This is a genomic window from Spirosoma foliorum, from assembly GCF_014117325.1.
Taxonomy (GTDB): Bacteria; Bacteroidota; Bacteroidia; order Cytophagales; family Spirosomataceae; genus Spirosoma; species Spirosoma foliorum.
Window position 1 is genome coordinate 6,176,871 of sequence record NZ_CP059732.1, and the last position, 25,802, is coordinate 6,202,672.

Below are 25,802 nucleotides of genomic sequence, written 5' to 3' on the forward strand. Positions count from 1 at the left end.
ACCAAACAGACCCAATTCGGCGACTAATCCGCTCAACTCAATTACAATCAAACCCAGCCTACTTACTCTTTAATCAATGCGTTGTTTTCTGTTCGGTTTGCTGGTTGTTCTGCTTCGTTGGTCCGCATCGGCCCAAATGCCTGCCTTGAAGCTTGAACACCTGACAACGCGTGAAGGGCTGCCTTCCAATGATGTCTGGTGCCTGAACAAAGACCGGCATGGCTTTTTGTGGATTGGTACGGGTCGAAACATCTGCCGCTATGATGGCTATAATTTCCTGCGACTGGATAGCCTCAAACTGGGCTATTGTTCCGGCGTTTCCACCGACTCCAAAGGGGACATCTACACCTCGAACGACACGCGGGGGCTTTGCAAAATCGACGCCAAAACACTGGCCGTAACCACCGTTGCCCGAAACAACTACGACGATACCGACCCGAGCAACGATCTCCACGAACAGGGCATGGTCGACTCCCACGATCAGGTGTGGGTGTGCGACTACACGTCCGTTAAACGCTACGACCCCACTACCCAAAAGCTCCATCGGTACAAATTTTCACAGACCGCTTCGGGGGGCGATGTGTATCAATATGCCAGCTTTTACGAAGATGCCCATCATCAATTATGGGTCGTTTCGGAGATCGGGCTTTATCGCTACGATCGTCAGCGCGACAAACTTATTTGCATGTTAGGTAAAGACGCGGTTTTAGCCCGTAACCGCATTTCGATTCGCTTATGCAAAGCCTCGGCCGATGCCGCCGGGAATCTCTGGATTGGCGGCTACGAATATGGTTTGGTCTGGTTTTCACCCGAAACGCAGTCGTTCAGCATTCGGAAAGAAGGGTTCGACCATACGAATGTGGTGTGCGTCAGAGAGTCGCAGGATGAAAATGGGCAAAAAATCCTGTTCGTTGGTACCGACGACGGTATCAGCATTTTTTATCCCGACCGAAACGAACTGTATCATTTACCCGAATTCTACAACAATGGCACGCAGGTAAAAGATATGTGCGACGATACTGCCAATGGAATTTTATGGATTGGCACTACCGAAGGCGTTTATAAATACCGGTACCGCAATGCGGGTATTCACACGGTCAACATTCCGCCTACGATTGTCCGGCTTCCGGTGAAGGTCAGCAGTATTTTACCCATTCCCACTGGCGACTACCTGCTCGGCTTATCGCATTCAGGTGCACTTGTCTGGACCTCTGGCACCAATCATTTCCAGCGGTTGTCTTACCCTGTCAACGCACTCACGCAACAACTTCGGTGGATTCAGGGTCGTCCCTTTGCGTTTACCGACAAAGGCGTTTTTGTGGGCGATCTCCAGAAGGGCCGTTTCTCTAGCTGGGAACCCGCTACCCGCTTATTCAAAAACACCGACTTCCGTGATGGGTTGCTCGACCGAAAAGGACGACTCTGGATTGCCAATCTGAACGATGGGGTAAAAGTCATTGCGCCGACTACCGGTCAGGAAATCAAACTCTGGCCCGAGAAAGAGAACAAAAAATTATTGACTCTGACCTACATAAAAGGCATCCTGGAAGGTGTCGACGGACGTATCTGGGTGGCGACCTGCTCCCGTGGGCTATTCTTTTTCGATGAAAAACGAGCCGAGTTCATCAACATAGAGAGTCTCCCTATCAACAAAGGAAAAATCATTGGCGGGGAATGCATCATCGGCATGAATCTGACGCCCGACGGCTCCATTCTGATTTCCGGCTGGGGTGGTGTGTCGAAGCTGTCAAGCACCGGGCAGATTCTGACGACCTTCGAGTTCAAAACCGACCCACTCATCGACACCTATTGTTCCAACATTGCCGAATCGCCCAATAAAAATCTATGGTTTAGTACCAACGAGGGCATCAACATTGCGAACCCCAAAAATCACACGATTCGCTACATAACCACCATTGAAGGGCTACATAGTAACTCGCCAGTGGGTTTCTATTACAGCCCAGCCAACGAACTGTTCCTGGGCCATACGAACACCATCAATATTTTAAATGTCAATCAGTTAAATAACCAGATCACTAAACCACATATCGCCCTTAGCTCGCTTGAAATAAAAGGAAAACCTGTTCAGTTGGATGTATCGAAAGAGCTTACCCTCCAACCCGACGAGAATGCCATTACACTCAGTTTCTCGGCGCTGAACTACGAACCAGCCTCCAAAAACCAGTACAAATATCAGTTGCTGGGGCTTGACACCAGTTGGGTCGATCTGGGCGACCGACACATGCTGTCGTTTACCAACTTGGCTCCGGAAACTTATCAACTCAACATTAAAAGCGGCAACGGGAGTGGCGTCTGGACCGACAAGCCCTTAGTCGTTCGATTTACTGTAAAGCCGCATTTTACGGCCACCTGGTGGTTTCGGTCGCTCATTGGCTTATTGATAGGCGGTCTTGTGGTAGGTATGATGCGTTGGCGGGTAAATGCGCTGGCAGAGCGAAATCAGACCATTGCCGAGCGCAATCGCATGGATCTACAAATCGCTGAATTGAAACTCAGGGCCCTGCAATCCCAAATGAATCCCCACTTTCTGTTCAATTCACTCAATTCCGTTCAGAACTATCTGCTTACTGATCGGGGTATCGAAGGGGCCAAATACCTGTCGAAATTTTCGAGGCTGGTTCGGCGCATCATGGAAAACTCGAATCATCAGTACCTGCGTTTCGAGCAGATTATTGAAACCCTTCGGATGTATATCGAGATGGAGTCGTTCCGTTTCAATCATGAATTTCACTACGAGTTCGACATCGAAGAAAACGAAACGCTACTGGATGCCCTGCTGCCGCCTATGTTACTCCAGCCCTATGTCGAGAATGCCATCTGGCACGGTCTGATGCCGAAAGAAGGGGAGAAAAACCTCAAAATCTCAGCCCGCATTGACCGACACCATATTTATTGCACAATTGAAGACAACGGCGTTGGTCGAAAACTAACTCCACAGCGTGAGGGCCACATCTCGCGCGGACAGGAGATGACGAAAGGGCTTTTCGAATCGCTCAGCCGGAAAGACAGCGACGCCCGGCTGGAGATAATCGACCTTTTCGATGAAAACAATAACCCATCTGGCACCCGCGTAGAAATGATCATTCCCGTCGAAAAAGGATAACTCTAGCGCGAGCGTTTGCTCGTGCCGTTTCATATTGTCAGCATTCGCTGACCTTCCGGCTGGATATGCGCCAGTGAATACTGGCTAAATTAAACGGCATGAGCAAATGCTCGCGCCAGTGTGCCACTTTACCTCACTCATTAATTACTTAGTAGTCATTAGAATACTCCCAAGCAGACTTTTTTAGGCAGACCGAACATAACGGCTAACCAACCTATGAAAAGCCTAAACCAAACGCTTCTGATTTATTTAGCCAATCTCCTATTGTTGGCAAGCTCATCCGCTCTGGCACAGAAGCAGAACCTGGGAGTTTTTGAGGGAAATACTGACATCGGCGCCGTATTGAAACCCGGTTCTGCGCAGTATAATCCCAAAACGCACCAGTACGAACTTTCGGGTTCCGGCTATAATATCTGGTTCGATCACGACGAGTTTCATTACTTGTGGAAACGAATAAAAGGCGACTTCATTCTGTACACGCGGGCCAATCTGGTAGGCAAAGGCGTTGACCCACATCGTAAAGTTGGCTGGATGGTTCGGAGCAGTCTCGACGGCAAATCGGCCCATATCAACGCAGCCGAGCATGGCGATGGCCTTACGTCGTTACAATTCCGGCGGACTACCGGTGCCAATACCGAAGAGGTACGCTCGAAACTAACCCATGCCGACGTCATTCAACTGGAACGGAAAGGCAATACCTATACCATGCGAGTAGCCAAGTTTGGCGAACCCTTTGTAACTGAGCAGGTAACCGATCTGGATCTGGGCGAAGAAGTCTACGTCGGCTTATTTATTGGATCGCATAATAAAGATGTACTCGAACGAGGCACCTTTCGCGATGTGCGCATTAGCGTCCCCGCTCATGACGGACTCGTGCCGTACCGAGAATATCTGGCCAGCAACCTGGAAATACTGGACGTAGCGTCGGGGAATCGGAAGGTGATTTTCAATGCACCCAAGTCGATTCAGGCTCCTAACTGGATGCCCGATGGAAAAACGCTACTCTATAATGGTGACGGCCAGATGTACAGCTTCAATCTGGCAACAGGGCAGCCGTCTGTGTTGAACACAGGCGATGTAAAAAATAATAACAACGACCACGTGCTATCTTTTGACGGCAAAATGCTGGGGCTGAGCAGTGGTGTAAAAGAACTGGGCGGTTCAATTATCTACACAGTTCCATCAAAGGGCGGGTCGCCGAAACAGATTACGCCCAAAGGCCCCTCCTACTTACACGGTTGGTCGCCGGATAAGAAAACGCTGGTATTCACCGGTTCGCGCAATAACGAGTTCGACATTTACAGCGTCCCTTCCAACGGTGGCTCAGAAACCCGCCTGACAGAAGCAAAAGGACTTGATGACGGTCCAGAATATACGCCCGATGGCAAACACATCTATTTTAACTCCAGCCGTACCGGAACCATGCAACTCTACCGCATGAAAGCCGATGGAAGTGAACAGGTAGCCATCACAAACGGTGAGTTTCACGACTGGTTCCCGCATATTTCGCCTGATGGCAAATGGATCGTTTTTCTATCGTTTTTGAAAGACGAAGTGAAGTCCGACGACCATCCATTTTACAAACATGTTTACCTGCGTTTGCTGCCTATTTCGGGCGTTGGCCAACCGAAAGTGATTGCCTACATCTATGGTGGGCAGGGCACGATTAACACCCCATCGTGGTCGCCAGACAGCAAACGGGTCGCCTTCATCAGCAATACAGCCGAGAGTAGCATTAGTCCGGTTGAAAAATAGACCCTTTGTTCCCTCAATTCTAGATGAAGCAAGAAACGTTGACTCCCATAGGGTCAGCGTTTTTTTGTGTTTGATGGAAAAACTCGCCGGGTTAAAACCCGGCGCAAAAACACAGAATGGATGAACTACGCCGGGTTTTAACCCGGCGAGAATGAAAAATAGGACCGACTACATCTCCCAAAATCACATAGTACTATTTTAATAATTATCGACCAATAACACTTATTTAATTATACTATTAAAAGAATCAATAAAACTATTTGCGGCAATACACTCTGTTCCTTGTCCTAGCTAGTATAAATCCACAGCTACCTGATCTTAAGACGCAACCTGGATATCCGATCCAGAAAAGCGCCAAAAATTCTCTTTTCGGCAAGTCATACAGTACGTAGATGAATAAAACTCAGTTCGTAGTACGTGTTGCTTTAGCAACGCTGGCCAGTTTCCCGACCTTGGCTCAATCGCCCGTAGCGTATAGCTGGACTAACCTTCCCAAGATCGCTCAGCCCGTTTTTCGGAAGGATACAATCAGCGTTTTAGCGTATGGTGCCAAGCCCGATGGGGTTACTCTGAACACGAAATCGATTAATGCTGCGATTTCGGCCTGTAGCCAGAAAGGTGGTGGCGTGGTACTGGTGCCGAGTGGTATCTGGATGACCGGGCCAATTGAGCTGAAAAGCAACGTCAACCTACACCTGAAAAAATCGGCTACGCTGCTGTTCACCACCGACAAAAATCAGTATGCGTTGGTAGAAGGCGTATACGAAGGCAAACGAGCCGCCCGAAATCAGTCGCCTATATCGGGCATAAATCTGACCAATGTAGCCATTACCGGTCAGGGCATTGTGGATGGAAACGGTGATGTTTGGCGGGCTGTTAACAAAGGCCAATTAACTGATAGTCAGTGGCAGGAGAAAGTAGCTTCGGGTGGTGTTTTGAAAGACGACGGCAAGGTATGGTACCCAAGCGAGCAGTTTAAGCGGGCCACTACCGAAAACCGGAGCATGTTGCTGGCAGCGGGCAAAGCTCCTCAGGATTTTGCCGATATGAAAGACTTCCTTCGCCCAAACCTGCTGGTGCTGACGGGTTGCAAAAAAGTACTGCTGGAGGGCGTCACGTTTCAGAATTCACCAGCCTGGTGCCTGCATCCACTCATGTGTCAGGATTTGACCATCCGAAACGTTACGACGAAGAATCCTGAATATGCCCACAACGGCGACGGCATGGACATTGAGTCCTGCAAAAACTTCCTGATCGAAGGGTGTACACTCGACGTAGGCGACGATGCCATTTGTATTAAATCGGGAAAAGACGAGGAAGGACGTAAACGCGGCATGCCAACCGAAAATGGCATTATTCGGAATAATATCGTCTACAACGGACATGGAGGATTTGTGGTGGGCAGCGAAATGAGCGGAGGAGCCCGGTATATTTTCGTCTCGAACTGTACGTTTATGGGAACCGATAAAGGGCTACGTTTCAAATCGGTACGAGGGCGGGGTGGCGTAGTCGAGCATATTTACGCGAAGGATATTTTCATGAAGGACATCGCGCAGGAAGCCATTTTCTTCGATATGTATTACTTCGTGAAGTTCGCGACAGATGGCGAGCGCGACGAACGCCCAGTCATTAATGAAGGCACGCCTGTCTTCCGAAATATGAAGTTTGAGAATATCGTCTGTAATGGTGCCACCAAAGGCGTTTTCATCCGTGGCTTGCCTGAAATGCCTATCAAAAATATCGAGATGGACAATCTGGTGCTACAGGCCGACAAAGGTGTAGAGCTAATCGACGCAAGTGACATTCGGCTGACGCATACTCAGTTGATTACCAAAGAAACGAAGCCCGTCATTCTGGTCGACAATAGCCATAACCTGACCTTCGATGCTGTTCAGTACGATGCGAATACGAATTTATTGTTTTCAATAACAGGCGAACGGAGTCAGGCAATTCGCGTATCCCATACCGATCTTACGAAAGCGAAAACCAAAGCTGAATTCACCAAAGGTGCCGCTGAAAAGCAATTGATTATTAGCCAATAGTCGTATAAATCTATTAACAACAGAGGCACGGAGATATAGCTTAAACGGGTTATTTTGACTTCCTCAAGTGAAGTTAAAATCGATGTTTTTTGTCATTCCGACCGTAGGGAGGAATCTTAAAGTCCCTTGATAGGAAGGTTTGAGATTCCTCCCTACGGTCGGAATGACAAAAAAGGCTCGCTTGTCAATGAAATATTAAAGTTTAAACAGCTTCAATATTTAGCCCCTTTGTTCTCTGTTTTGAACTCCCCCTGACCGCTCTAACTATAGCCCAATGATTCGCCCCTTATTACTACTTTTCTTATTAATCTGGACAACAAGTTCATTTGCCCAGACTCCCCCACCAGCTTCACCCACAGTTTCAGTAACCGTTACGGTGGCGCAGGATGGTAGCGGTAACTACAAAACCATTCAGGAAGCCGTCAACAACTTCCGCGATCATATGCAGGTGCGGGTAACGCTGTATATTAAAAATGGCGTTTATGCTGAAAAACTCGTCATCCCATCCTGGAAACCCAATATTCATGTCATTGGCGAGAGTAAAGAGGGCGTCATTATTACGGGGAATGACTATTCGGGGAAAGATTATCCGGGGGGGAAAGACTGGACTGGGAAAGACAAATACAGTACCTATACTTCCTACGTCGTTCTGGTCGATGCGCCAGATATAATCCTAGAAAATCTGACCATTCGGAACACCGCTGGTCGAGTCGGTCAGGCGGTGGCGCTGCATGTAGAAGGTGATCGGTTCGTGTGCAAAAACTGCGTGTTGCTGGGCAATCAGGATACGCTTTATGCAGCCGCCGAAGGAAGTCGGCAGTACTACGAAAATTGCTACATCGAAGGAACGACCGACTTCATTTTCGGGAAATCAATCGCCGTTTTTCAGTCCTGCACCATCAAAAATCTTTCTGATTCGTTTATTACCGCAGCCGCTACGCCCGAGTATCAACGCTATGGTTTCGTATTTTTTGATTGCAAACTCATTGCCGATCCTGCTGCCCAAAAAGTCTATTTGGGACGCCCCTGGCGGCTTTATGCCAAAACAATTTTCATCCGAATCGATATGGGCGATCACATTTTACCCGTAGGTTGGGATAACTGGGGCAACGCCGACAACGAAAAAACGGTTCTCTACGCCGAATACGGCAGCACTGGCCCCGGTGGTAATTCATCGAAACGAGCTGGCTGGTCGAAACAGCTGTCTACTAAGGAGGCCAATCAATATACCCTGACGACCATCTTTTCTGCACAATCGGCCTGGAATCCGAAGAAGTGAAATGGCTCGCTCCCCTCTCCCAAAACAGGAGAGGGGCTAAAAAAGAGATCCAGAAAAACTTACAGAAAGTTTCTCATGAAAATTTTACCCCTAATTGGTTTAGTTTGTCTGCCAATAGTGTCAGTCATTGCACAAACGGTTAAACCGAAATCCGCGACTACGGAATCAGAAACGCCTTATGTTTCAAAAGTTTGGGTGTCGGATTTAGGCAATGGGAGTTACAAAAATCCCGTTTTGAATGCCGATTATTCCGACCCTGACGCTTGTCGGGCTGGTGATGATTATTATCTGGTAGCCTCCAGTTTCGATGCGATACCTGGCCTTCCCATTCTGCAGTCAAAAGACCTGGTTAACTGGACACTCATTGGCCATGCTCTGAAACGTCAACCACCTTTCGATCATTTTGAGAAGACGCAGCACGGTAATGGTGTTTGGGCACCCGCTATTCGTTACCACAACAATGAATTTTACATCTACTACCCCGACCCGGATTTTGGAATCTATTTGACCAAAGCTAAAAATCCAGCGGGTCCCTGGTCAGAACCGATATTGGTTGAAGGCGGCAAAGGATTGATCGACCCCTGTCCGCTTTGGGACGATAATGGGCAGGTGTATCTGGTACACGGTTGGGCTGGTAGCCGGGCAGGTATCAAAAGCGTTATTACGGTGAAAAAGCTGAGCCCCGACGGCGCGAAAGTGATCGACGAAGGAGCCATTGTTTACGACGGTCACGAAACCGATCCCACCATCGAAGGCCCCAAAATCTATAAGCGGAATGGCTATTACTACATTTTTGCTCCGGCCGGTGGTGTTCCGCAGGATTATAATAAGTAGGCCGACTAAAATACATTAGATTATTTTTTGTCCTGCTGACGAAGGAAGCATCTTTGGTAGCCGGATAAATAGCCTCACCCGAAGATGCTTCCTTCGTCAGCAGGACAAAAACGCCTTTCCAAAATAACCTAAGCTATTTATGCTTAATTACTTATAAAAAAATCCTGTTTTATCCTGTTAATCCTGTCAAAAAACAAAACTACGGTTCAGTCAACACTAACGTGCCAACACCTTGTGCAAAAAATTAGTGATGTACGTCAGCGTTGGCGTAAACCAGGGATTGAAAAACATGAACGTGTGGGGCGCATCGGCAAACGTGTGCACTTCCGAATACGTACCAAACGGCTTGAGTTTAGCCAGTAAATCATCCCGTCCGGCATGCATTCGATCCACTGAACTGTTCAAAAAGAGGATAGGTGGAGTATACTTGTCAAGGTGATTCAACGCCGACGCTTCCTGCCATAATTCAGGCTTCTGCTCTTTCGAATACCCGAACCAATAAGTCCCGGCAGATATTGACTTTGTATCATTTCCTTCGGCCGATTCGGGGTGAATAAACGCCAGCACGCCATCAATATCAACAATAGCCTGTACATCACTCGACTGCTTAGCATTGCCGCCTGTTCCTTCTAAAACTTTATTTCCGTTAGTCGTGCCAACAAGCGCGGCCAATTGTCCACCCGCCGAAAAGCCCAATACGGCAATCCGATTGGGGTCAATGGCGTACTTCTTGGCATTGGCCCGCACCCAGCGAATAGCCGCTTTCACATCATGAACACCCGCCGGATACAATGCTTCGGGCGATAGACGATACTCGACCGGAATAGCTACAAACCCTTTACCGGCCAGTTGCCCCGCCAGTGTGTTATTATGCGACCGATCGCCCGAACGCCAGCCACCGCCATGAATCATGAGCACAGCCGGGTTCGTTTTCCCGGAAGCTACTGGTGAATACACATCCAGTAGCAATTTCCGATTGGCTACCGGATTGCTATACGCAATAGCCCGCGCAACACGGACCCCAGCCGGTAAGGTCGAATCGACTATAGTTATTTCGGGATGGTATTTTTTCTCCTGAATGTATGACTTCCGTACCGTGAATGATGTATCCCGTCCGCCCGTCGGACCTAGCTGAGCCCAAGCCGAAGTGGTTATCAGGCAGCGTATTGCTACGATAACAAATGCGTATTTCTTATCGAGTTGTAGGAGTCTAACTGCCATTATTGGAATGATTTTCAGAAACGGTTTAGTTTTTTAACAACCGCGGAGTACGCAAAGGCGATGCGCAAAGATTGCTAAAGAAGTTCTCTCGTTGAGTGTAGTATTCACTACGCCGAATGAGGAGTTTATCCGTTCACCAACCAACGCTTTCTAATTCAGGTTTCGAAACTGCCTGGGCGATAGGCCGGTTTTGTTTTTAAACACCTTCGTAAAGTGCGATGGATGCTCAAAACCAAGATCATAGGCAATTTCGCTGATTGAGTTTTCGGTGCTCCACAATAAGGACTTCGCTTTCTCCACGAGCTTTAGGTGAATATGCTCGTACGTTGATTTACCCGTGTATTTGCCCAATAAATCGGACAGGTAGTTGGCAGACAGATTCAGGCGCGACGCAAAATAACCTACGTCTGGCACGCCGGATTCGATCAGCGAATGTTGGGCAAAATAATTCGTTAGCAGTCTGTCAAATTTTTCAACAATGTCGTTGCTTACGTTAGTCCTTGTTAAAAACTGCCGATCGTAAAACCGAGAGCAATACCCTAAAATCATCTCCAGATTCATCAGAATAAGATTGGCCGAGTGCTTATCTAAATTGTTCGACAGCTCTCGTTCGATATTTTGACGGCAGTCGTCTAATACCTTTTTCTCGGCTTCTGACGTATGCAAAGCCTCATTCATGTCGTACCCAAAGAAGGAGTATTCCATTAACGCATGTCCTTTGGGACTTGCATTCAAAAAATCGGGATGGATGTAAATTCCCCAACCCGTAACCCTGTTTTCGGCAGCAGGCGATAAAATCTGATTAGGAGCCGTGAACATCAGTGTCCCTTCCGAAAAGTCGTAGGTTGTCCGACCATACATAAACTTACCCTGTATTTCCTTGCAGGCAATCGAATACAAATCGATTCGGTAAGCAACACCCGGTTTCCGATGCGAACGATCTACCTTAGCCAGATCGACAACGGATAGTAAGGGGTGGATTGGTTTGCCGTAATGAAAAAAATCGTGCAGCTCCGCAATCGATTTGATATCTACAAATTCCATAACGTGCGTTGAGCGTAGTATGGACTACGCCGAACAAATAAAGTTAACAAAACAGGGCAAATACTGAATTTGCCCTGCACCTATCAGAAAAAACTGCCTCCGCCAACTTCAATCCGTTGTGCATTGACAAAGCGGCTGTCGTCGGAGAGCAGTGAGGCTACAAATAGGCCAACGTCTTCGGCTTCACCAAGGCGACCCAGTGCGGTCATACCGGCAATTTGCTTGCGCTGATTTTCATCGCCCTTTCCTCCACCAAACTCCGTGTCGATCGCACCGGGTGCAACAGTGTTGACCCGGATTTTCCGATCAGCATACTCTCGGGCGAAATACCGTGTCAACCCTTCCAGTGCTGCTTTGAGAGAACCATAAACAGCAACTCCCGGAAAAACGGCTCGGGCCAGCGCCGATGAGATATTGATGATATGTCCCCCATCAACGATCAACGGAATCAACGTCTGGGTCAGAAAAAAGACTCCCTTAAAATTTACAGTAACGAGTTGATCGAAAATAGCTTCGGTTGTATCCTGAATGCGTGTCCGCTGGGCTATTCCGGCATTATTAACAAGATAATCGAAGTTCTCTCGATTCCATTCGTTTTTCAACACTTGAAGGAGTTGTTCGCTGAACTCAGCGAATGATCCCACCTTCGCCGAATCCAATTTTAACGCAACGGCTTTACCCCCATTCCGGTTGATTTCAGCCACTACGGATTCTCCCTCTTCAGCGTGCGTGTTGTATGTAAGAATAACGCCAATGCCACGCTTTGCTGCATTCAACGCGATACTTCGCCCGATACCCCGGCTACCGCCAGTCACCAGGGCGACTTTCGATGTTTGATTTTCTGTGTTCATAACTATCCTTTTTATGACACAAAATTCCCGCATCTCATTGCCAATAAATTAAACATTTGAAGGCGTGACTTATACATTTCACGGTATTTCATCCGAAAAGTAACTCTCCCCTCACCCAGCGAGTGAAAGTAATCCGCCCGTCCAGCGTAAGTTGGCCTAAATGAGGTAGTTTATGGCCCAAATGGAATAGCTCCTCTGGGTTCAGTTCTTTACTTTTGACTATTCTGTATATCCTCTTCTTATAACCATGAAAATCAACCTCTTTCTAGTCATCATCGTGCTTGTGGCTGCCTTTTCCGGCTGCTCATTGTCCAAAACCAAAACGACGTTGACTACCCATAAAACCCAACTTATACCCGTAGCCGACAGCGTCAGGCTTGAAGTACTCGACTGGAGTGGCGAAGGCCAGCCGCTGGTGTTCCTGACGGGCTTTGGTAACACGGCCCACGTCTTCGATGAGTTTGCGCCCAAATTCACCAATCAGTACCACGTCTATGCCATTACGCGTCGGGGTTTCGGCCAGTCATCCAAACCTAAAACGGGCTACGACATGGGTACGCTGGCGCATGATATTCTGATTGTGCTGGATTCCTTACACGTTTCGAAAGCCCTGCTGGTGGGCCATTCCATTGCCGGCGATGAGATGAGCAAATTCGCGTCATCGTATCCAGATCGGGTGAGTAAATTGGTTTACCTCGATGCCGCCTACGATCGCTCCAATCTCCTGCAACTATTCGCCAAACTTCCTCCTCAACCAACTCCAACCGCAAAAGACTCTGCATCAGTGGCTAACTTCAGCCGGGGTATAGAAGAAGTTATGGGTGTACCGATGCCAGCCGAAGAAATCCGAGAAACGGCTGTTTTCTCAAAAGAAGGCAAATACCTACGAGACGTAACGCCTGAATTTGTTTTCCCGGCTACCTTATCGAAGTTAGAGCGCCCTGATTACCGACATATTTACTGTCCGGCGCTGGCGATTTATGCTCGACACAGCACTGTTCGCAGTGACTTTCCTTGCTATGATCGCTTTGATTCTACTGATCGTAAGAAGGCCATAGCCGCCTTTCCCATGATGACGAAATTTACTGCCGACCAGGAAAATCTCTTCCGAAAAGAAGTCGCCAAAGGTACGGTTACAGGTATTAAAGACGCGAACCACTACGTGTTTATCTCGCATCCTGCCGAAACAGAAAAGCTGATCCGGGATTTCCTGAAGTAGCTTTCCTGTTTAGCCCAAAATGGTAAGTTTTTGTCATTCCGACGCCAGGAGGAATCTCAACGTTGTGTATTGATCAAGCTTAAGATTCCTCCTGGCGTCGGAATGACAAAAAACCAGTTAATCAAAGTCATTATTAGAAAGTTAAAAACAGGCTCGTTATTTTAGGGCTATCACAAAAAACTGTACCACGGTTTACTACTACACGTAAACAAACCGTAGCGCAGCTTTTGGCGAAAGTCCTGTATTCCATAAGCAACCTGTTCCTCTTTCTGCATGAAAACCCGATTTCTCATTTGGCTTGGCCTTGCCTTCTCTTTGAACTGTTTGGGGCAAAGCCGCCCGGCCTCATCAACCACCTACGACGTACTCATTCGCAACGGTCTTATCTACGATGGGTCGGGTCAGAAACCTTACCGGGGCGATGTGGCCATTCGCGCTGATCGCGTTGTCGCTGTTGGCAAGCTAACGAGCGCGAAAGCCACCACCGTTATCGACGCAAACGGCATGGCGGTAGCACCGGGTTTTATCAATGTTCTCTCGCACGCGGGGAGCCATCTGCTTAAAGATGGGCATTCCATGAGCGATCTAAAACAAGGCATAACCACCGAAGTGTTCGGCGAGCTTTCCTGGGGGCCCGTCAACCCCGATAAATTACCCTTCTTACAGAGCAGTTGGTTAAAAGCACAAGGCCAAACCTACGACTGGACGACTCTGGAAGGATTCATGCAAAAACTTGAACGAAAAGGGGTTACCCCAAATTTTGCCTCCTATGTAGGGGCGGGCGAAATACGGATGATGGTGCTGGGTGAAAACGACGTAAAACCGACCCCTACGCAACTCGCGCAGATGCAAACGCTGGTTCGGCAAGCTATGGAAGGTGGAGCCTTGGGCGTAACCACGATGCTTATTTATCCACCCAATACGTTTGCCAATACCGATGAGCTAATTGCCCTCTGCCGTGAAGCGGCCCGCTACAAAGGCCGGTACATCGTGCACATGCGAAGTGAGGCCGATCGACTTGAAGAGGGCATTCAGGAACTGATCCGCATCGGGAAAGAAGCTAAAGTGCCCGTTGAACTCTATCATTTCAAAGCCAGTGGAGTACGCAACTGGCCCAAAGTCGACAAAGCCATTGCCCTGATTAATAACGCCCGACAACAAGGACAGGACGTTACCGCCAATATGTACACCTACACGGCCGGCGGAACCGGCCTAACCAGTTGTCTGCCACCTTATGTCTTCAACGGTGGATTTCTGGCGGGCTGGAAACGCTTACAAGACCCCGACGAACGGCGCAAAATTGCGCAGGAGGTGCATCAGCAAACCCAGCCCTGGGAGAATCTGTTTCAGTTGGCTGGTTCGATGGATAATATTGTGCTGGCTGGTTTTGAACAGGACTCGCTCAAAAAATACGAAGGAAAAACACTGGGGCAAGTAGCGGCCATACGCGCTAAAGATCCGCTCGAAACGGCAATGGACTTGATTGTACAGGACAAAAGTCGAGTCGGGACGCTTTACTTTCTAATGTCGGAAGAGAACGTTAAAAAAGAAATCCGTCAGCCTTGGGTTAGCTTTGGGTCTGATGCGGGTTCGGCTACGATTGCCGATACACTGGCGGGAAAGGGGCATCCTCGCGAGTTTGGCAACTTCGCCCGGTTGCTGGGCAAGTACGTCCGGGAAGAAAAAGTCATCTCGCTCGAAGAGGCCGTCCGACGACTGACCAGTTTACCAGCCAGCAACCACAAGCTCATCAGTCGGGGCTTCCTCAAACCTGGTTACTTCGCCGATGTCGTGATCTTCGACCCTGCCACCATTGCCGACAAGGCCACTTACGAAAAACCCTTTCAGTATGCCGTCGGAGTCGAACACGTTTGGGTCAATGGCAAACAGGTTTTGCGGAACGGCGAGCATACTGGAGTGTTACCAGGCCGTGCGTTGTGGGGGCCGGGTAAGAAAAATCCCGTTGGCCAATAATACCTGGCAATTCTCCCGCTCGTCAGGCTCCCCACCCCAATCGACGCTTCGGTTGGGGTGGGGTAAAATTCTGAAAACTTAAACAACCGGCAACTTCCAGCCATTATGATAATGAGCTGCTATCAGCGCGTTGGCCTGTGCATCATTCTTAAATCCTTTTGCTGCCGTATCCCAGTACACTTTTCGGCCCGTTTTGTACGCAATGTTGCCCATGTGGGCGTTAATGGCGGCAATACTGCCGGTTTCAATGCCGCACTTAAGCAGACTGGCATCGTTCGCTTTGATGGCATTGACGAAGTTTTTCGTGTGCTCGTTCAGGTAATCGCCATTTCGGGCCTGATTAGGGATGCTGTCTACTTTATAAACCTTGATCCCGTTCTTGGTTTGGGTTTCGGGCAACAGCGACCAGCCATCCCGGTTTAGCACCAACGTTGCATTATTGCCAATGAAGGCAATGCCTTCGGTACGGCCATAGTTACCACCATCAATACCCGTTGCATGTTCCCAGAGCATATTGAAGCCATCGTATTCATAAACAGCCTGTAGGGTGTCCGGCGTTTCAGAGGCATCGTCGGGATAGGCGAGTTTACCGCCCGAGGCCATCACCGATTTGGGTGCTTTCGCATTCATGGCATAGAGCGCGATGTCAATTTCATGAACGCCCCAATCGGTCATCAGGCCGCCCGCATAATCCCAGAACCAGCGAAAATTGAAATGGAAGCGGTTCGGATTGAAAGGTCGTTTGGGAGCTGGGCCCAGCCACATGTCGTAGTCGACACCAGCGGGGGGCGCACTATCGGGGAGAACCGGTACGGGATTCATCCAGCCCTGATAGGCCCATACTTTCACCAGACGAATATTGCCCAGCTTCCCCGACCGGATATATTCAATGGCTTTTTCGTAGTGCGAACCGCTGCGTTGCCACTGGCCAACCTGCACAATTTTGTTGTACTTCTTCGCGGCTGCTAGCATCAGATTACATTCTTCAATGCTGTTGGCTAATGGCTTCTCCACGTACACGTGTTTGCCCGCCGATACTGAGTCAATCATGGCCATGCAGTGCCAGTGGTCGGGCGTACCAATGATGACGGCATCGATATCCTTATGTTCCAGCAGCTTCCGATAGTCTTTAAAGAGTAGCGGTTTATTTTTTTGCATCACCTGCACATCGGCAGCACGTTTGTCCAGCACACTCTGATCGACATCGGCCAGCGCAACACACTCGACATCGCTCATGAGCAAATGCGAGCGCAGGTCCGACCAGCCCATGCCGTTGCAGCCAATAAGGCCAACCTGAAGCTTATCGTTTGGGGAAATCGTTTTGCGCTGACTGGCAATGGCCTCCAGACTAGGCAAACTAATCAATCCCGCTCCAGTAGCGGTCATGGCTGAGTTTCGTAAAAAATTCCTGCGTGAAGTTTTCATACTGTTTCGGGGTTTAGAACGGGCTTGACGATGCCTATCTACGAAAGCACAGCAGGTCATTTACCTAATAGTTTCTGAAGGATTTCTGACAGGATTAACAGGATTTTTAATAGCAAAACCAATCCTGTTCATCCGAACGTCGGCCCGGCTGTAAATCCTGTCGAAAAACGTAGCAAACTCAGTTTAACTACCGTTCAATAAGTAACCATAAAGTCCTTATAGCGAAAGAATTACATTCGATAAGGATCAAAACAGATGTGGTATGAGCGCTCCTCAACCTTCTTTCCATCCGCCTTACGACATCCACCTGCTCCGGGGGCCCACCGAAGCGAAAATTCGGTACCTGCTGGGTACCAGCGCTCCCTACAACTGGATTCCGTTTATTCCGGTCCACATAACCGGCAGCAACTAGGATGTCCAACTACAACACGCCCGAATGCCTGAACAGGCGACCCTATTCAAAGGTAAAATTCTGGATGAACCCGCGCCTTATTTCGTCAACGAAGAAGAAGTCCCCCAATCAGGCAAACTCATTACGCGCATCTACCAGCGGTTCTGGCCAATCATCATTCACCTACTAACTTCTGCGGTTTACCTACACCCTATCCTCCTTCGCAACTTTCTCTAAAATAGCGGCTTGGCTTACGGTATTTTTAACTGACTTAGATTCTCGCCGGGTTTTAATCCGGCGAGAATCTAATAACTGGTGCTTATCGACAATCTTGTAGGCCTCAAACGTAATCGAAGTATGAACCCAACCATCCTCCAAATGCAAGCTGATCTTAGGTCGTTGATCGAACAGCAGCACCGGGTAGAGGCTTTGGTGAAGATTCTGGCGCATAGCACCCAAACTAAACGGTCCTCGCCAGAATCAGCCTCTGTGGCTGAGCCAACCACCGATAGCCCATCGACAGAGTCAGTCAATACGCGTTCCATTTCCCCTCTACAATCCCAACCCTGAGCATCAAAAATGACTCTACTGATTAGCCATAGCTCCCTAAAATCTCTATGAATTATGAGTTAATCATTAAAGAGCAGGAAGAGATTACCCCTGATCTAACCCTGCTCGACGACAGCGAACTAGACCGATACCAACGACTGATTAGCCCGCAGAAGAAATTGTCGTTCCTGACGGGCCAAACGGTTCTGAAACAAGTACTGGCCAACTGTTTAGGCATATCACCCGCTTCTATTTCATTTGCGCTAACACCTATGGGCAAACCATATCTGCCTGCGCTGGCCGAAACGACTATGCCCTTTTTCAACCTATCCCATTCCGAAGGCCATTACCTGATTGGCCTCTCCAGTTGTCCTATTGGGGTCGATATTGAACTACCGAAAGCCATTGACCTGACGAACGTCCGGCACTTTCTGACGCCCCACGAGTATGAACAGATAAAGGTCTTTCCCAAATCGCTTCACTCGTCCATATTCTACCGGCTTTTTACGACGAAGGAAGCCTTTTTGAAAGCAACCGATAAATGGTGGGCGCTGGATACAGTTCGTTTTCAACTGGAAAATCACCACTGGGCACTCACATCGCCCGGTGAGTCATTTCAGTTTTATCAACGTGATTATAAGGGCCATTACATAGCCGTTTGTCTGGACATGACCGTGATTACGACACAGCGATAAATGACTTAGCGCCAGTCAGTAGAATAAGCGCCTATTCGTTTTTTTGATGGTGATCGGCTGTTATAATCGCCTTTCTATCACGCTCATGTCCAGTAGCAATACAACCCAGTCGACGAGTAAGCCTTTCATTGACTACTTCTACAAATGGGAGCGCGAGAAAGCCAATCAGGTGTACCTCCGGCAACCTGTTGGCGATACATACATTGACTATACCTGGGCCGAAGTAGGGCGACAGGCCCGTTCGATGGCGAGCTATCTTCGTTCACTCGATCTACCGCCCCAAAGCCCAATCGGTCTGGTTTCTAAAAACTGTCCGCATTGGCTCATTGCCGACATTGCCATTCTCATCAGCGGCCATATATCGGTCCCGTTATACCCAACCCTAACCGCCGAACAACTCCATTCGGTACTGGAACATAGCCAGTGTTCCGTGCTATTTGCCGGGAAACTGGATAACTGGAGCACCATGCGAGCCGGTGTGCCGACGGATGTCCTCTGCATCACGTTCCCAGAAAATCAATCTGATTCTGAGGCCCGTTCGTGGGATGACATTGTGGCCAGTTACCCACCCATGATCGAAAGTCCTAAACCGAGTCCCGACGACCTGTTCACCATTATTTATACCTCTGGCACCACTGGTCGACCCAAAGGCGTTATGATCGATTACCGGGCAGCCGCCGAAATCGCCGAATCGACTCGTACCCAAACCTTTCAGGATTTAGCGGGATCCCGTTTTTTTTCATACTTACCGCTTTGCCACGTAGCTGAACGGAACATTGTCGAAGCGCTCGGTTTAATCACGGGCGGCACCATTTATTTTGTTGAGTCGCTTGCCACGTTTGCCAAAAATCTGGCGGCTGCCCGACCCACACACTTTTTGGCCGTGCCGCGTATCTGGACGAAGTTTCAGCAGAGTATTCAGGCAAACCTGCCCGAATCCAGGCTACAGATGCTGCTCCGTATTCCGGTCGTCTCTAGCTTAGTTAAACGCAAAATCCGTCAGCGCCTTGGATTGAATGATACGGTCATGATTCTGACTGGTGCAGCGCCCATGCCCATTCCGCTACTTCAGTGGTTTCGTCGACTGGGCATCTGCATTCAGGATAGTTACGGGATGACGGAGAATCTGGGCGCGGTTTCGATGATGCCTCCCGATCGGATTAAGGATGGCACGGTGGGCCGAATTAACGACGGTATGAACGTTCGAATTGATCCGGATACGGGCGAAATTCTCACGCAGGCACCCTGGAACATGCGGGGCTATTACCGTGATCCAGAACTGACTGCCAAAACGCTCACGGCTGATAACTGGCTGCATACGGGAGACATTGGCGAACTTGATGCCGACGGCTATCTCCGAATTACGGGGCGACTGAACGACCTCTATAAAAGCCCCAAAGGTGAATTTATCAGTCCCGCAAAACTGGAATTCGGATTTAGTGAAAACCCACTCATCGATCAGATTTGCGTGATGGGAATGCACTTACCCCAACCCATTGCCTTGCTGGTTCTGTCGGAAGTTGGCCAGAAAACGCTTCCGGTCGATGTGGCCAAAAGCCTGACCGATACACTGGCTGTGTCCAATAACCAGTTACAAGCCTACGAACGCATAAAGAAAGTTATCCTTGTTAAAGACGCCTGGACAGTAGATAACAACCTAATGACGCCTACGCTAAAAATCAAGCGAAAAGAACTCGAAAAACGATACCAGTCAGCCATTAATGGCTGGTACAATCAGGAAGAACTTGTTGTGTGGGAGGTTTGATTTTAATGAATAATGGACAATGAATAATGAGATAGGGTTTACTTATACCTCATTATTCATTATTCATTAAATACATCAATTAATTTGACTCTATTCCGCTGATAATACGGGCATAGACGTTGTTGGCTGGGTTACCATCATAGGATTGTGCCGAATCATCTTTGACGTTAACCGTGATGCTGGCAACACTGCCAGAGTTCGCTGTGGTTCGGCTAATGGTAAATCCTACTGCGGTCTTGCCATTAGCCGACACAACTTGCCCCGGATTAATAGTCAGCGTTAGTTGCCGGTTAGCAATGTTTTCGGTAACAACCCAATTCGTATTATTCACAGCTGTAGGATTTGTTAAGCTACCCGACACATCGATGGTTGTCAACGAATTAGCAAACGAGACCGTATAGCCAATAGGCGCAGTAACAGTAATCACAACGGCACCGCTGGGGGTTGATACACCCGCAACTTCGGCCAGTTCGACAACGAAATTCCGCGAAGCATCGGGACCACTGCTTGCAAAATTCGCCTGAGGCAACGTTAGGATTGGTGTCAGGTCGGTTTTGATGGCTGCTCCCAGTGTAGCCATATCACTACGGAATTTCTTGAAGTTGTTCTGCGTCAAGTCTTTCGCAACGATAGCGTCATTGTAGTAAACAGCATCGCCATTATCGACCAGCAACTGAATCTGGCTGTTATCGGCCAGCGTTGTGGGCACTTCCACAATTGACTCAAAACTACCATTCGCTGACAACGTTGCCAGATTATCCGACCGAAGTATAGGCGCATCAGTTGGTAAACCCGTCCAAGTATACAGTCGGAAATCGTTTGGTGGGGTATTCGTCGTACTACCCGCTGCGCCAGCAATGAGTATATACTGGTTAGATGCATTTTTCCGAATCTCCCGAATACCACGACCGCCTAAATCAAGCTCGATCGGTGCGCCAAACGTAGCCGAGCCTTGTGTGCCACCGTTGGCATTCAGAATACTCGTCAGATTAGTAACCGGGATAACTAGTGCCTTTGCACGACCAGGCAAGGGCACTTGTGGCGCACGGAAACCAATGTAGACGGTGCTACCATCTGGCGCAAATTCAGCCCCTTCGATGTTATACCCGTTCGTCACTTTCGAGCCAACAGCCGCATCGGCACTAGCTTGCAATCCATAATAGTTAGCCCCTTTTCCGTGACCGTTATTTACGTCCCAGGCAATAATGTCTTCGCGAAGATAATCATACCGACCTGTGTACGTCAGGGTTGTACTAGCGCCATTCAGCGCGACATCGGTGGCAAACACCCGATCGCGGTTAGGCCGTGCTCCCCCCCCATCTTTATTACTTTGTGAGCCGATCCAGTAAATACGATTACCCGAAATGACCGACGCTTCGATATCGACTTCACGCGGCACTCCACCCGACATATCGGTCAGTCCCAACGACGATGTATAGTCAAATCCGTTAACGGGCAATCCTGAGTTCTGGCGATTGTAAAGCCGCAGCACCTGGTTTTCGTCATCGCCAACAAGCATGTAGTTAGCATCGACCAGAATAGCCGTTGATGCATCGCTCGTGCCTGCGTGGAAACGTGTCGATGCGGCCGTAGTCGAAGCGGCCGAAGCCGCGTAATTAATCACATAGGAAGCCGAAGTCGTACCATTGCTAACCGTGATCGTAATGGTCGCATAGCCTACACCAGTTGGGGTAATTTTGAGGTTTCGCGTAGCGTCCGTTCCTGTCAGATTCAGGTTGGCATCAGGCACCACACTGGCATTGTTGCTCGTGGCCGTAACAGTCAGGCCCGTGGCAGCACTCAACGTAAAGTTCACGCCAATCGTACTGGCCGGATCAGTCGGGTCGTTGATCACACCACTTACGAAAGCTGGGCCAACTGCTGGTGCATTCAGATAAACCGAGTTTGTAGCTGCACTGATACTGACCGGAGTGGCCGCTGCTCCATCGACAATCGTTACCGATATCGGGTTAACCGTGATGCCGTTGTAGGCAGGATCTGTACTACTCGCGCTCTGGGTAATGGTAACCGAACGAGTACCTTGTACAATCCCATCGTTCGTGGCTGATACCGTTACCGTTTGAACCGTGCTATAGTTCGATGGTGTAAATACCAGCGAAGGTACATTGGTAGTCAATGGACTGCCGGGGCTGGTAATCGTGATTGTAACATCCGCAGTTGGCTGGCTATTCAACGCTACGGTATAGGTATCCGTTGCGCCACCTTCCGTAACGGTTGTATTATTGAGCGTTTCGCGAACCAGAACACGGTTGAGTGGTACATAATAACCACCCGGATTTCCTACGTTACCCGCCACCGATGAATACGAGTTTTGCACATCATTGATAGCCGATAACGTCCAGGTGTTGATTGTGTTAGCGCCCAGGTTAGCCTGTGTTGTCCAGGCACTCACGCCGTTTGTAAATACGGTAGCACCTCCTGCGCTGCTGCTTGGGTAGGTAAGCCGATCAACCAGGTTATTCGACGCATCGTAAATATTCATTTCATCGCCGTTACCCAGATTCTGGTTATTACTTCCGACCACTTTTACCGTTGCTGGAAGATACCAGGCAGCCCGGAAAACAGCTTCTGACGCTTCGGCAATAACCACCGATTCGCCGGGTTGTACCACTCCGAAACCACTGATGGTGAACGACCCCGGTACGCGACTGTTATCATCGAAACTCCATCCCGTCATGTCGATGGGCGCATTGCCTACGTTTGTCAGCTCGATAAATTCATTAGCGGCCCCTGCCCCATTGTAAGCAAATTCGGTAATCCGAATTACACCCGTTGGAGCGGCATTGACCGAAATTGAAAAGATGGCACTAATGGTGTTGCTAGCCGGGTCAGTAGCAACCACCGTAACGGTTTGCACACCTGAGGTCGTTGGGTTACCACTAATCACGCGAGAACTATTGTCGGCTGATAGCCCATTGCTCAACCCCGTGATTGCATAGGTGAGCGTTTGGTTTTCCGTATCGGAAAAGGCAGGCACCGTGAAACTAAACGCCGTACCGATGGTGGCTACCTGATTGGCGATCACGGGTGCCGTGGGTGCCTGATTGGCATTGATCGTGATGGTAAATGTGCCCGTAGTAGACAGAGAACCCGGATCACTCGCCACAACCGTTACGGTCGATGTGCCAGTGCTTGTGGGCGTTCCACTAATGGTTAGCGTGCTATTGTCGGCGGTCAAGCCAGCCGGAACGCCTGTAATTGTATAGGTAAGTGTCTGACTTTCGGGATCGGTAAACGCCGGAACCACATAGCTAAATGGAACGGCAACCACACCCGTTTGATTGGTGAAGGCCGGCGCTACTGGCGGGAAATTACCCGCACCAACCGTAGTTGTAACGGCAGCAGCGGAGTTGTTCGTTTCATTACTTTCTGCAATGCTATTCGATGGGTCGACCAGAGCTGTACCGCTTTGTAATGCCCCCGTTACAGTTGGTGTAACATTGACCGTTAGTGTCGTGCTGGCACCCGCAGCAAGCGTTCCACCCGAGAACGAAACAATTCCACCCGATTGATTGCCCGTAAACCCAGCGGCATCAACCGTCGAGTTGAACGTTGCGCTAGTAGAAGTAGGCAATGCAAACTGAGCCGAAATACTCGACGCACTTGCATTTCCCGAATTACTAACCACCAGCGAATAATTGAAAGGTTGATTGAGCGTAGCCGACGTTGGGGCCGACAGCGTAATGGTGAGATCAGGCTGTGGGTTTGTAGGCGCAAAAGCAATGCCCCGGAAGACTGTGTTGGCTGCAGCTGTTGCCACTAAAGTTCCTGAGGTAACAGCGCCCGTAATGGTTGCATCGTAGGCCCCCGCGTCGGTTACCTTGTAAATTGAATTACCTGCCGTGCTACCTGTTGTGACGTACAGATCAATGGCACTACCGTTTACAGCGCCAGTTATTCCCGTCACTCCGCCTGTTACACTACCCTTTGCCGTCCAGGTAGTTCCGTCATAACTATATTTAAGAATCCCGCCTGTTTGATCAGCAACGTAGAGTAGATCGACCCCGGCAACAGCAGAGCTACGATCAAAGAAAACAAATGAATACGGATTGGATGAGGGACTTCCCGAAGTCGTTGGCAAACCGGGCAGTATCGTTGTTGTTTGACTAGCTGTTGTTGGCAAGCCGCTCCCTACCTGGGCTACCGACTGGAACGCTCCGGATGCCGATGTTACGTATAATTGTCCATTAAAAATTTTGACAACACGGGTATTGGTTGGGCTCGAACTTAACAGGGTTCCTCCAGTAGTAGCGCCCAGCGCCATGTAGCGAACCCCGCCGGTAGAACCGCTTCCAGTACCAGCGGTCCATATCTGAGTCCCATCATTCGAAACAGCTGACCGAATATTGTTTCCGCCGTAGGCCACACTTTGCGATAAAACGGTTGTTGTATTAACCGTTTGCGCATTATCAATCAACGCAACAACTCGATCAATGGACCCGGCACTGGCTACGCTAGCCGTACCCGTATTTGCATCATAACCTGCCAGGGTCAAATAACGCCCATCACTCGACAGGTTTAGCCCTCCATCGCCAGTTGCTGAGCCACTAAAGACTAATCGTCGATTCCCACTCGCTACAGTTGTTGGTAAGGCTACAGTACTAACCGGCGCTCCGCCCGAAGGGCTGTATTCGACCAGAAAACCGGCTGTTCCTGCGCTACTTAATGCCGCACTTCCATCGCCTATGCGTAGTACCACCAAATTCCCGGCAGTGTACTGGGCCAGTGCTTTATTGGCCAGGCCCGTTCCGAGCAATAGAGTCCCGCTCCAAAGCAATAAGTTGAAAAGTTGTGTACGTAGAGTTTGTCTCATAAGAGGTTATAGTTTCTGGTTTGCAAAACTACGCCCCCCTTTTTGGCTCCATGTTACCAATACATTATGATATAAGACCACATGGATAACTATCGCATAATACAAAGGGCGCGGTTCACTAGTCAGTTAGTATTTTTCCTAAACCTGCGGTTAGCATATATAAAATTGATGATTATTTTTTATCATTCCGACGCCAGGAGGAATCTCAACGTTTCTTAGTAACCAAGGTCAAGATTCCTCTTGACCTTGGAATGACAAAAAGAAAAAAATGAGACCAATGTTGGTCTCATTTTTTTGCACTCATTCTTAACCTAATCTACAATAAATTCTTCTAGCTATTTCTAAAAAAAATAGGAATTATAGTAAGTAAAATAATAAAATAGGAATTGATAAAAACAGAAATATAAATACCATAAATATAATTTTCCAGCGCCGTCGATACGTAATATATCGGCTATTACCAGCGACCAGATTCATTAATTCGTTTACCCAATGGCCAAACATTCGGCAACTAGTTTATCAGTGATGGCACAAAAGTAGGCAATGAATAAAAAGGGCAATATTATATAATCATTATCAGATACAATACACTGAAAATCAAATAATTACCATTAATACAACAACGATAAATATATAATCTCAGGAATAAATGCTCTGTTTAAAAGGGTTAAAGCAAAAACATTATCGCCAGTTTATGCACCGTATAATTTCATAATTTATTGGTGATACTGACTTCTCATCTAGTTAATACTACCCTTCTACTTTTGCAACAGAATAGAAATACGCTGTAGCGTCAATCA

16 protein-coding genes and 1 pseudogene are annotated in these 25,802 nt (G+C 48.6%); 12 read left to right on the forward strand and 5 right to left on the reverse strand.

What is annotated here, in order from left to right; translation table 11 throughout:
• Nucleotides 1-76 precede the first annotated feature (76 nt).
• From H3H32_RS26025 to H3H32_RS26045, 5 genes and pseudogenes are all read left to right on the forward strand, one after another.
• Nucleotides 77-3,124 (forward strand): sensor histidine kinase, encoded by a 3,048-nt coding sequence (locus H3H32_RS26025; protein WP_182458674.1) that lies wholly within the window; start codon nt 77-79, stop codon nt 3,122-3,124.
• 216 nt (nt 3,125-3,340) lie between these two features.
• Nucleotides 3,341-4,879: a TolB family protein gene (locus H3H32_RS26030; RefSeq protein WP_182458675.1), complete on the forward strand. Its 1,539-nt coding sequence runs from the start codon at nt 3,341-3,343 to the stop codon at nt 4,877-4,879.
• A 392-nt stretch (nt 4,880-5,271) separates the two neighbouring features.
• Entirely contained in the window at nt 5,272-6,921 is a 1,650-nt protein-coding gene (locus H3H32_RS26035) for a glycoside hydrolase family 28 protein (RefSeq protein ID WP_182458676.1), read from the forward strand.
• Between the two features lie 274 nt (nt 6,922-7,195).
• Complete coding sequence (locus H3H32_RS26040; protein WP_182458677.1) at nt 7,196-8,200, forward strand: pectinesterase family protein; 1,005 nt, start codon at nt 7,196-7,198, stop codon at nt 8,198-8,200.
• Between the two features lie 75 nt (nt 8,201-8,275).
• A pseudogene (locus tag H3H32_RS26045) lies at nt 8,276-9,013 on the forward strand (glycoside hydrolase 43 family protein); the annotation flags it as partial.
• 237 nt (nt 9,014-9,250) lie between these two features.
• Here H3H32_RS26045 and H3H32_RS26050 read toward each other — a convergent pair.
• The 3 genes from H3H32_RS26050 to H3H32_RS26060 all read right to left on the reverse strand — a co-directional run bounded on the left by H3H32_RS26050 (nt 9,251) and on the right by H3H32_RS26060 (nt 12,150).
• Nucleotides 9,251-10,255: an alpha/beta hydrolase gene (locus tag H3H32_RS26050; RefSeq protein WP_182458678.1), complete on the reverse strand. Its 1,005-nt coding sequence runs from the start codon at nt 10,253-10,255 to the stop codon at nt 9,251-9,253.
• Between the two features lie 150 nt (nt 10,256-10,405).
• The gene (locus H3H32_RS26055; protein WP_182458679.1) at nt 10,406-11,299 is read right to left on the reverse strand and encodes a helix-turn-helix domain-containing protein; all 894 of its coding nucleotides are present in this window, start codon (nt 11,297-11,299) and stop codon (nt 10,406-10,408) included.
• A gap of 83 nt (nt 11,300-11,382) precedes the next feature.
• Nucleotides 11,383-12,150 carry an SDR family NAD(P)-dependent oxidoreductase gene (locus H3H32_RS26060; protein ID WP_182458680.1) on the reverse strand — a complete coding sequence of 256 codons (768 nt, stop codon included), beginning with the start codon at nt 12,148-12,150 and terminating at the stop codon, nt 11,383-11,385.
• Nucleotides 12,151-12,397: 247 nt separating this feature from the next.
• Here H3H32_RS26060 and H3H32_RS26065 point away from each other — a divergent pair, with 247 nt between their 5' ends.
• Both H3H32_RS26065 and H3H32_RS26070 read left to right on the forward strand, forming a co-directional pair.
• Nucleotides 12,398-13,369: an alpha/beta fold hydrolase gene (locus tag H3H32_RS26065; RefSeq protein WP_182458681.1), complete on the forward strand. Its 972-nt coding sequence runs from the start codon at nt 12,398-12,400 to the stop codon at nt 13,367-13,369.
• 273 nt (nt 13,370-13,642) lie between these two features.
• Nucleotides 13,643-15,343 carry an N-acyl-D-amino-acid deacylase family protein gene (locus tag H3H32_RS26070; RefSeq protein WP_182458682.1) on the forward strand — a complete coding sequence of 567 codons (1,701 nt, stop codon included), beginning with the start codon at nt 13,643-13,645 and terminating at the stop codon, nt 15,341-15,343.
• Nucleotides 15,344-15,421: 78 nt separating this feature from the next.
• Here the strand turns inward: H3H32_RS26070 and H3H32_RS26075 are convergent, their stop codons facing one another.
• Nucleotides 15,422-16,768 (reverse strand): Gfo/Idh/MocA family protein, encoded by a 1,347-nt coding sequence (locus H3H32_RS26075; RefSeq protein ID WP_182458683.1) that lies wholly within the window; start codon nt 16,766-16,768, stop codon nt 15,422-15,424.
• Between the two features lie 262 nt (nt 16,769-17,030).
• On the opposite strand from H3H32_RS26075, the gene H3H32_RS26080 reads away from it, so the two are divergent.
• The 5 genes from H3H32_RS26080 (at nt 17,031) to H3H32_RS26100 (ending at nt 20,168) form a co-directional block, all read left to right on the forward strand.
• A complete protein-coding gene (locus H3H32_RS26080; protein ID WP_182458684.1) occupies nt 17,031-17,180 on the forward strand; it encodes a hypothetical protein in 150 nt (49 codons plus the stop codon).
• A gap of 24 nt (nt 17,181-17,204) precedes the next feature.
• A complete protein-coding gene (locus H3H32_RS26085) occupies nt 17,205-17,396 on the forward strand; it encodes a hypothetical protein (RefSeq protein WP_182458685.1) in 192 nt (63 codons plus the stop codon).
• A gap of 141 nt (nt 17,397-17,537) precedes the next feature.
• Entirely contained in the window at nt 17,538-17,729 is a 192-nt protein-coding gene (locus tag H3H32_RS26090) for a hypothetical protein (RefSeq protein WP_220472563.1), read from the forward strand.
• A 47-nt stretch (nt 17,730-17,776) separates the two neighbouring features.
• Nucleotides 17,777-18,403 carry a 4'-phosphopantetheinyl transferase family protein gene (locus H3H32_RS26095; RefSeq protein WP_182458687.1) on the forward strand — a complete coding sequence of 209 codons (627 nt, stop codon included), beginning with the start codon at nt 17,777-17,779 and terminating at the stop codon, nt 18,401-18,403.
• 85 nt (nt 18,404-18,488) lie between these two features.
• Entirely contained in the window at nt 18,489-20,168 is a 1,680-nt protein-coding gene (locus H3H32_RS26100; protein ID WP_182458688.1) for an AMP-binding protein, read from the forward strand.
• Nucleotides 20,169-20,247: 79 nt separating this feature from the next.
• Here H3H32_RS26100 and H3H32_RS26105 read toward each other — a convergent pair whose 3' ends face one another.
• The gene (locus tag H3H32_RS26105; protein WP_182458689.1) at nt 20,248-25,002 is read right to left on the reverse strand and encodes a beta strand repeat-containing protein; all 4,755 of its coding nucleotides are present in this window, start codon (nt 25,000-25,002) and stop codon (nt 20,248-20,250) included.
• Nucleotides 25,003-25,802 lie beyond the last annotated feature (800 nt).

What these genes read in the sequence shown, in the direction of transcription:
- H3H32_RS26025 (WP_182458674.1), top strand. Translation starts at nt 77, where the DNA reads ATGCGTTGTTTTCTGTTCGGTTTGCTGGTTGTTCTGCTTCGTTGGTCC.
- H3H32_RS26030 (WP_182458675.1), top strand. Translation starts at nt 3,341, where the DNA reads ATGAAAAGCCTAAACCAAACGCTTCTGATTTATTTAGCCAATCTCCTA.
- H3H32_RS26035 (WP_182458676.1), top strand. Translation starts at nt 5,272, where the DNA reads ATGAATAAAACTCAGTTCGTAGTACGTGTTGCTTTAGCAACGCTGGCC.
- H3H32_RS26040 (WP_182458677.1), top strand. Translation starts at nt 7,196, where the DNA reads ATGATTCGCCCCTTATTACTACTTTTCTTATTAATCTGGACAACAAGT.
- H3H32_RS26050 (WP_182458678.1), bottom strand. Translation starts at nt 10,255, where the DNA reads ATGGCAGTTAGACTCCTACAACTCGATAAGAAATACGCATTTGTTATC.
- H3H32_RS26055 (WP_182458679.1), bottom strand. Translation starts at nt 11,299, where the DNA reads ATGGAATTTGTAGATATCAAATCGATTGCGGAGCTGCACGATTTTTTT.
- H3H32_RS26060 (WP_182458680.1), bottom strand. Translation starts at nt 12,150, where the DNA reads ATGAACACAGAAAATCAAACATCGAAAGTCGCCCTGGTGACTGGCGGT.
- H3H32_RS26065 (WP_182458681.1), top strand. Translation starts at nt 12,398, where the DNA reads ATGAAAATCAACCTCTTTCTAGTCATCATCGTGCTTGTGGCTGCCTTT.
- H3H32_RS26070 (WP_182458682.1), top strand. Translation starts at nt 13,643, where the DNA reads ATGAAAACCCGATTTCTCATTTGGCTTGGCCTTGCCTTCTCTTTGAAC.
- H3H32_RS26075 (WP_182458683.1), bottom strand. Translation starts at nt 16,768, where the DNA reads ATGAAAACTTCACGCAGGAATTTTTTACGAAACTCAGCCATGACCGCT.
- H3H32_RS26080 (WP_182458684.1), top strand. Translation starts at nt 17,031, where the DNA reads ATGAGCGCTCCTCAACCTTCTTTCCATCCGCCTTACGACATCCACCTG.
- H3H32_RS26085 (WP_182458685.1), top strand. Translation starts at nt 17,205, where the DNA reads ATGCCTGAACAGGCGACCCTATTCAAAGGTAAAATTCTGGATGAACCC.
- H3H32_RS26090 (WP_220472563.1), top strand. Translation starts at nt 17,538, where the DNA reads ATGCAAGCTGATCTTAGGTCGTTGATCGAACAGCAGCACCGGGTAGAG.
- H3H32_RS26095 (WP_182458687.1), top strand. Translation starts at nt 17,777, where the DNA reads ATGAATTATGAGTTAATCATTAAAGAGCAGGAAGAGATTACCCCTGAT.
- H3H32_RS26100 (WP_182458688.1), top strand. Translation starts at nt 18,489, where the DNA reads ATGTCCAGTAGCAATACAACCCAGTCGACGAGTAAGCCTTTCATTGAC.
- H3H32_RS26105 (WP_182458689.1), bottom strand. Translation starts at nt 25,002, where the DNA reads ATGAGACAAACTCTACGTACACAACTTTTCAACTTATTGCTTTGGAGC.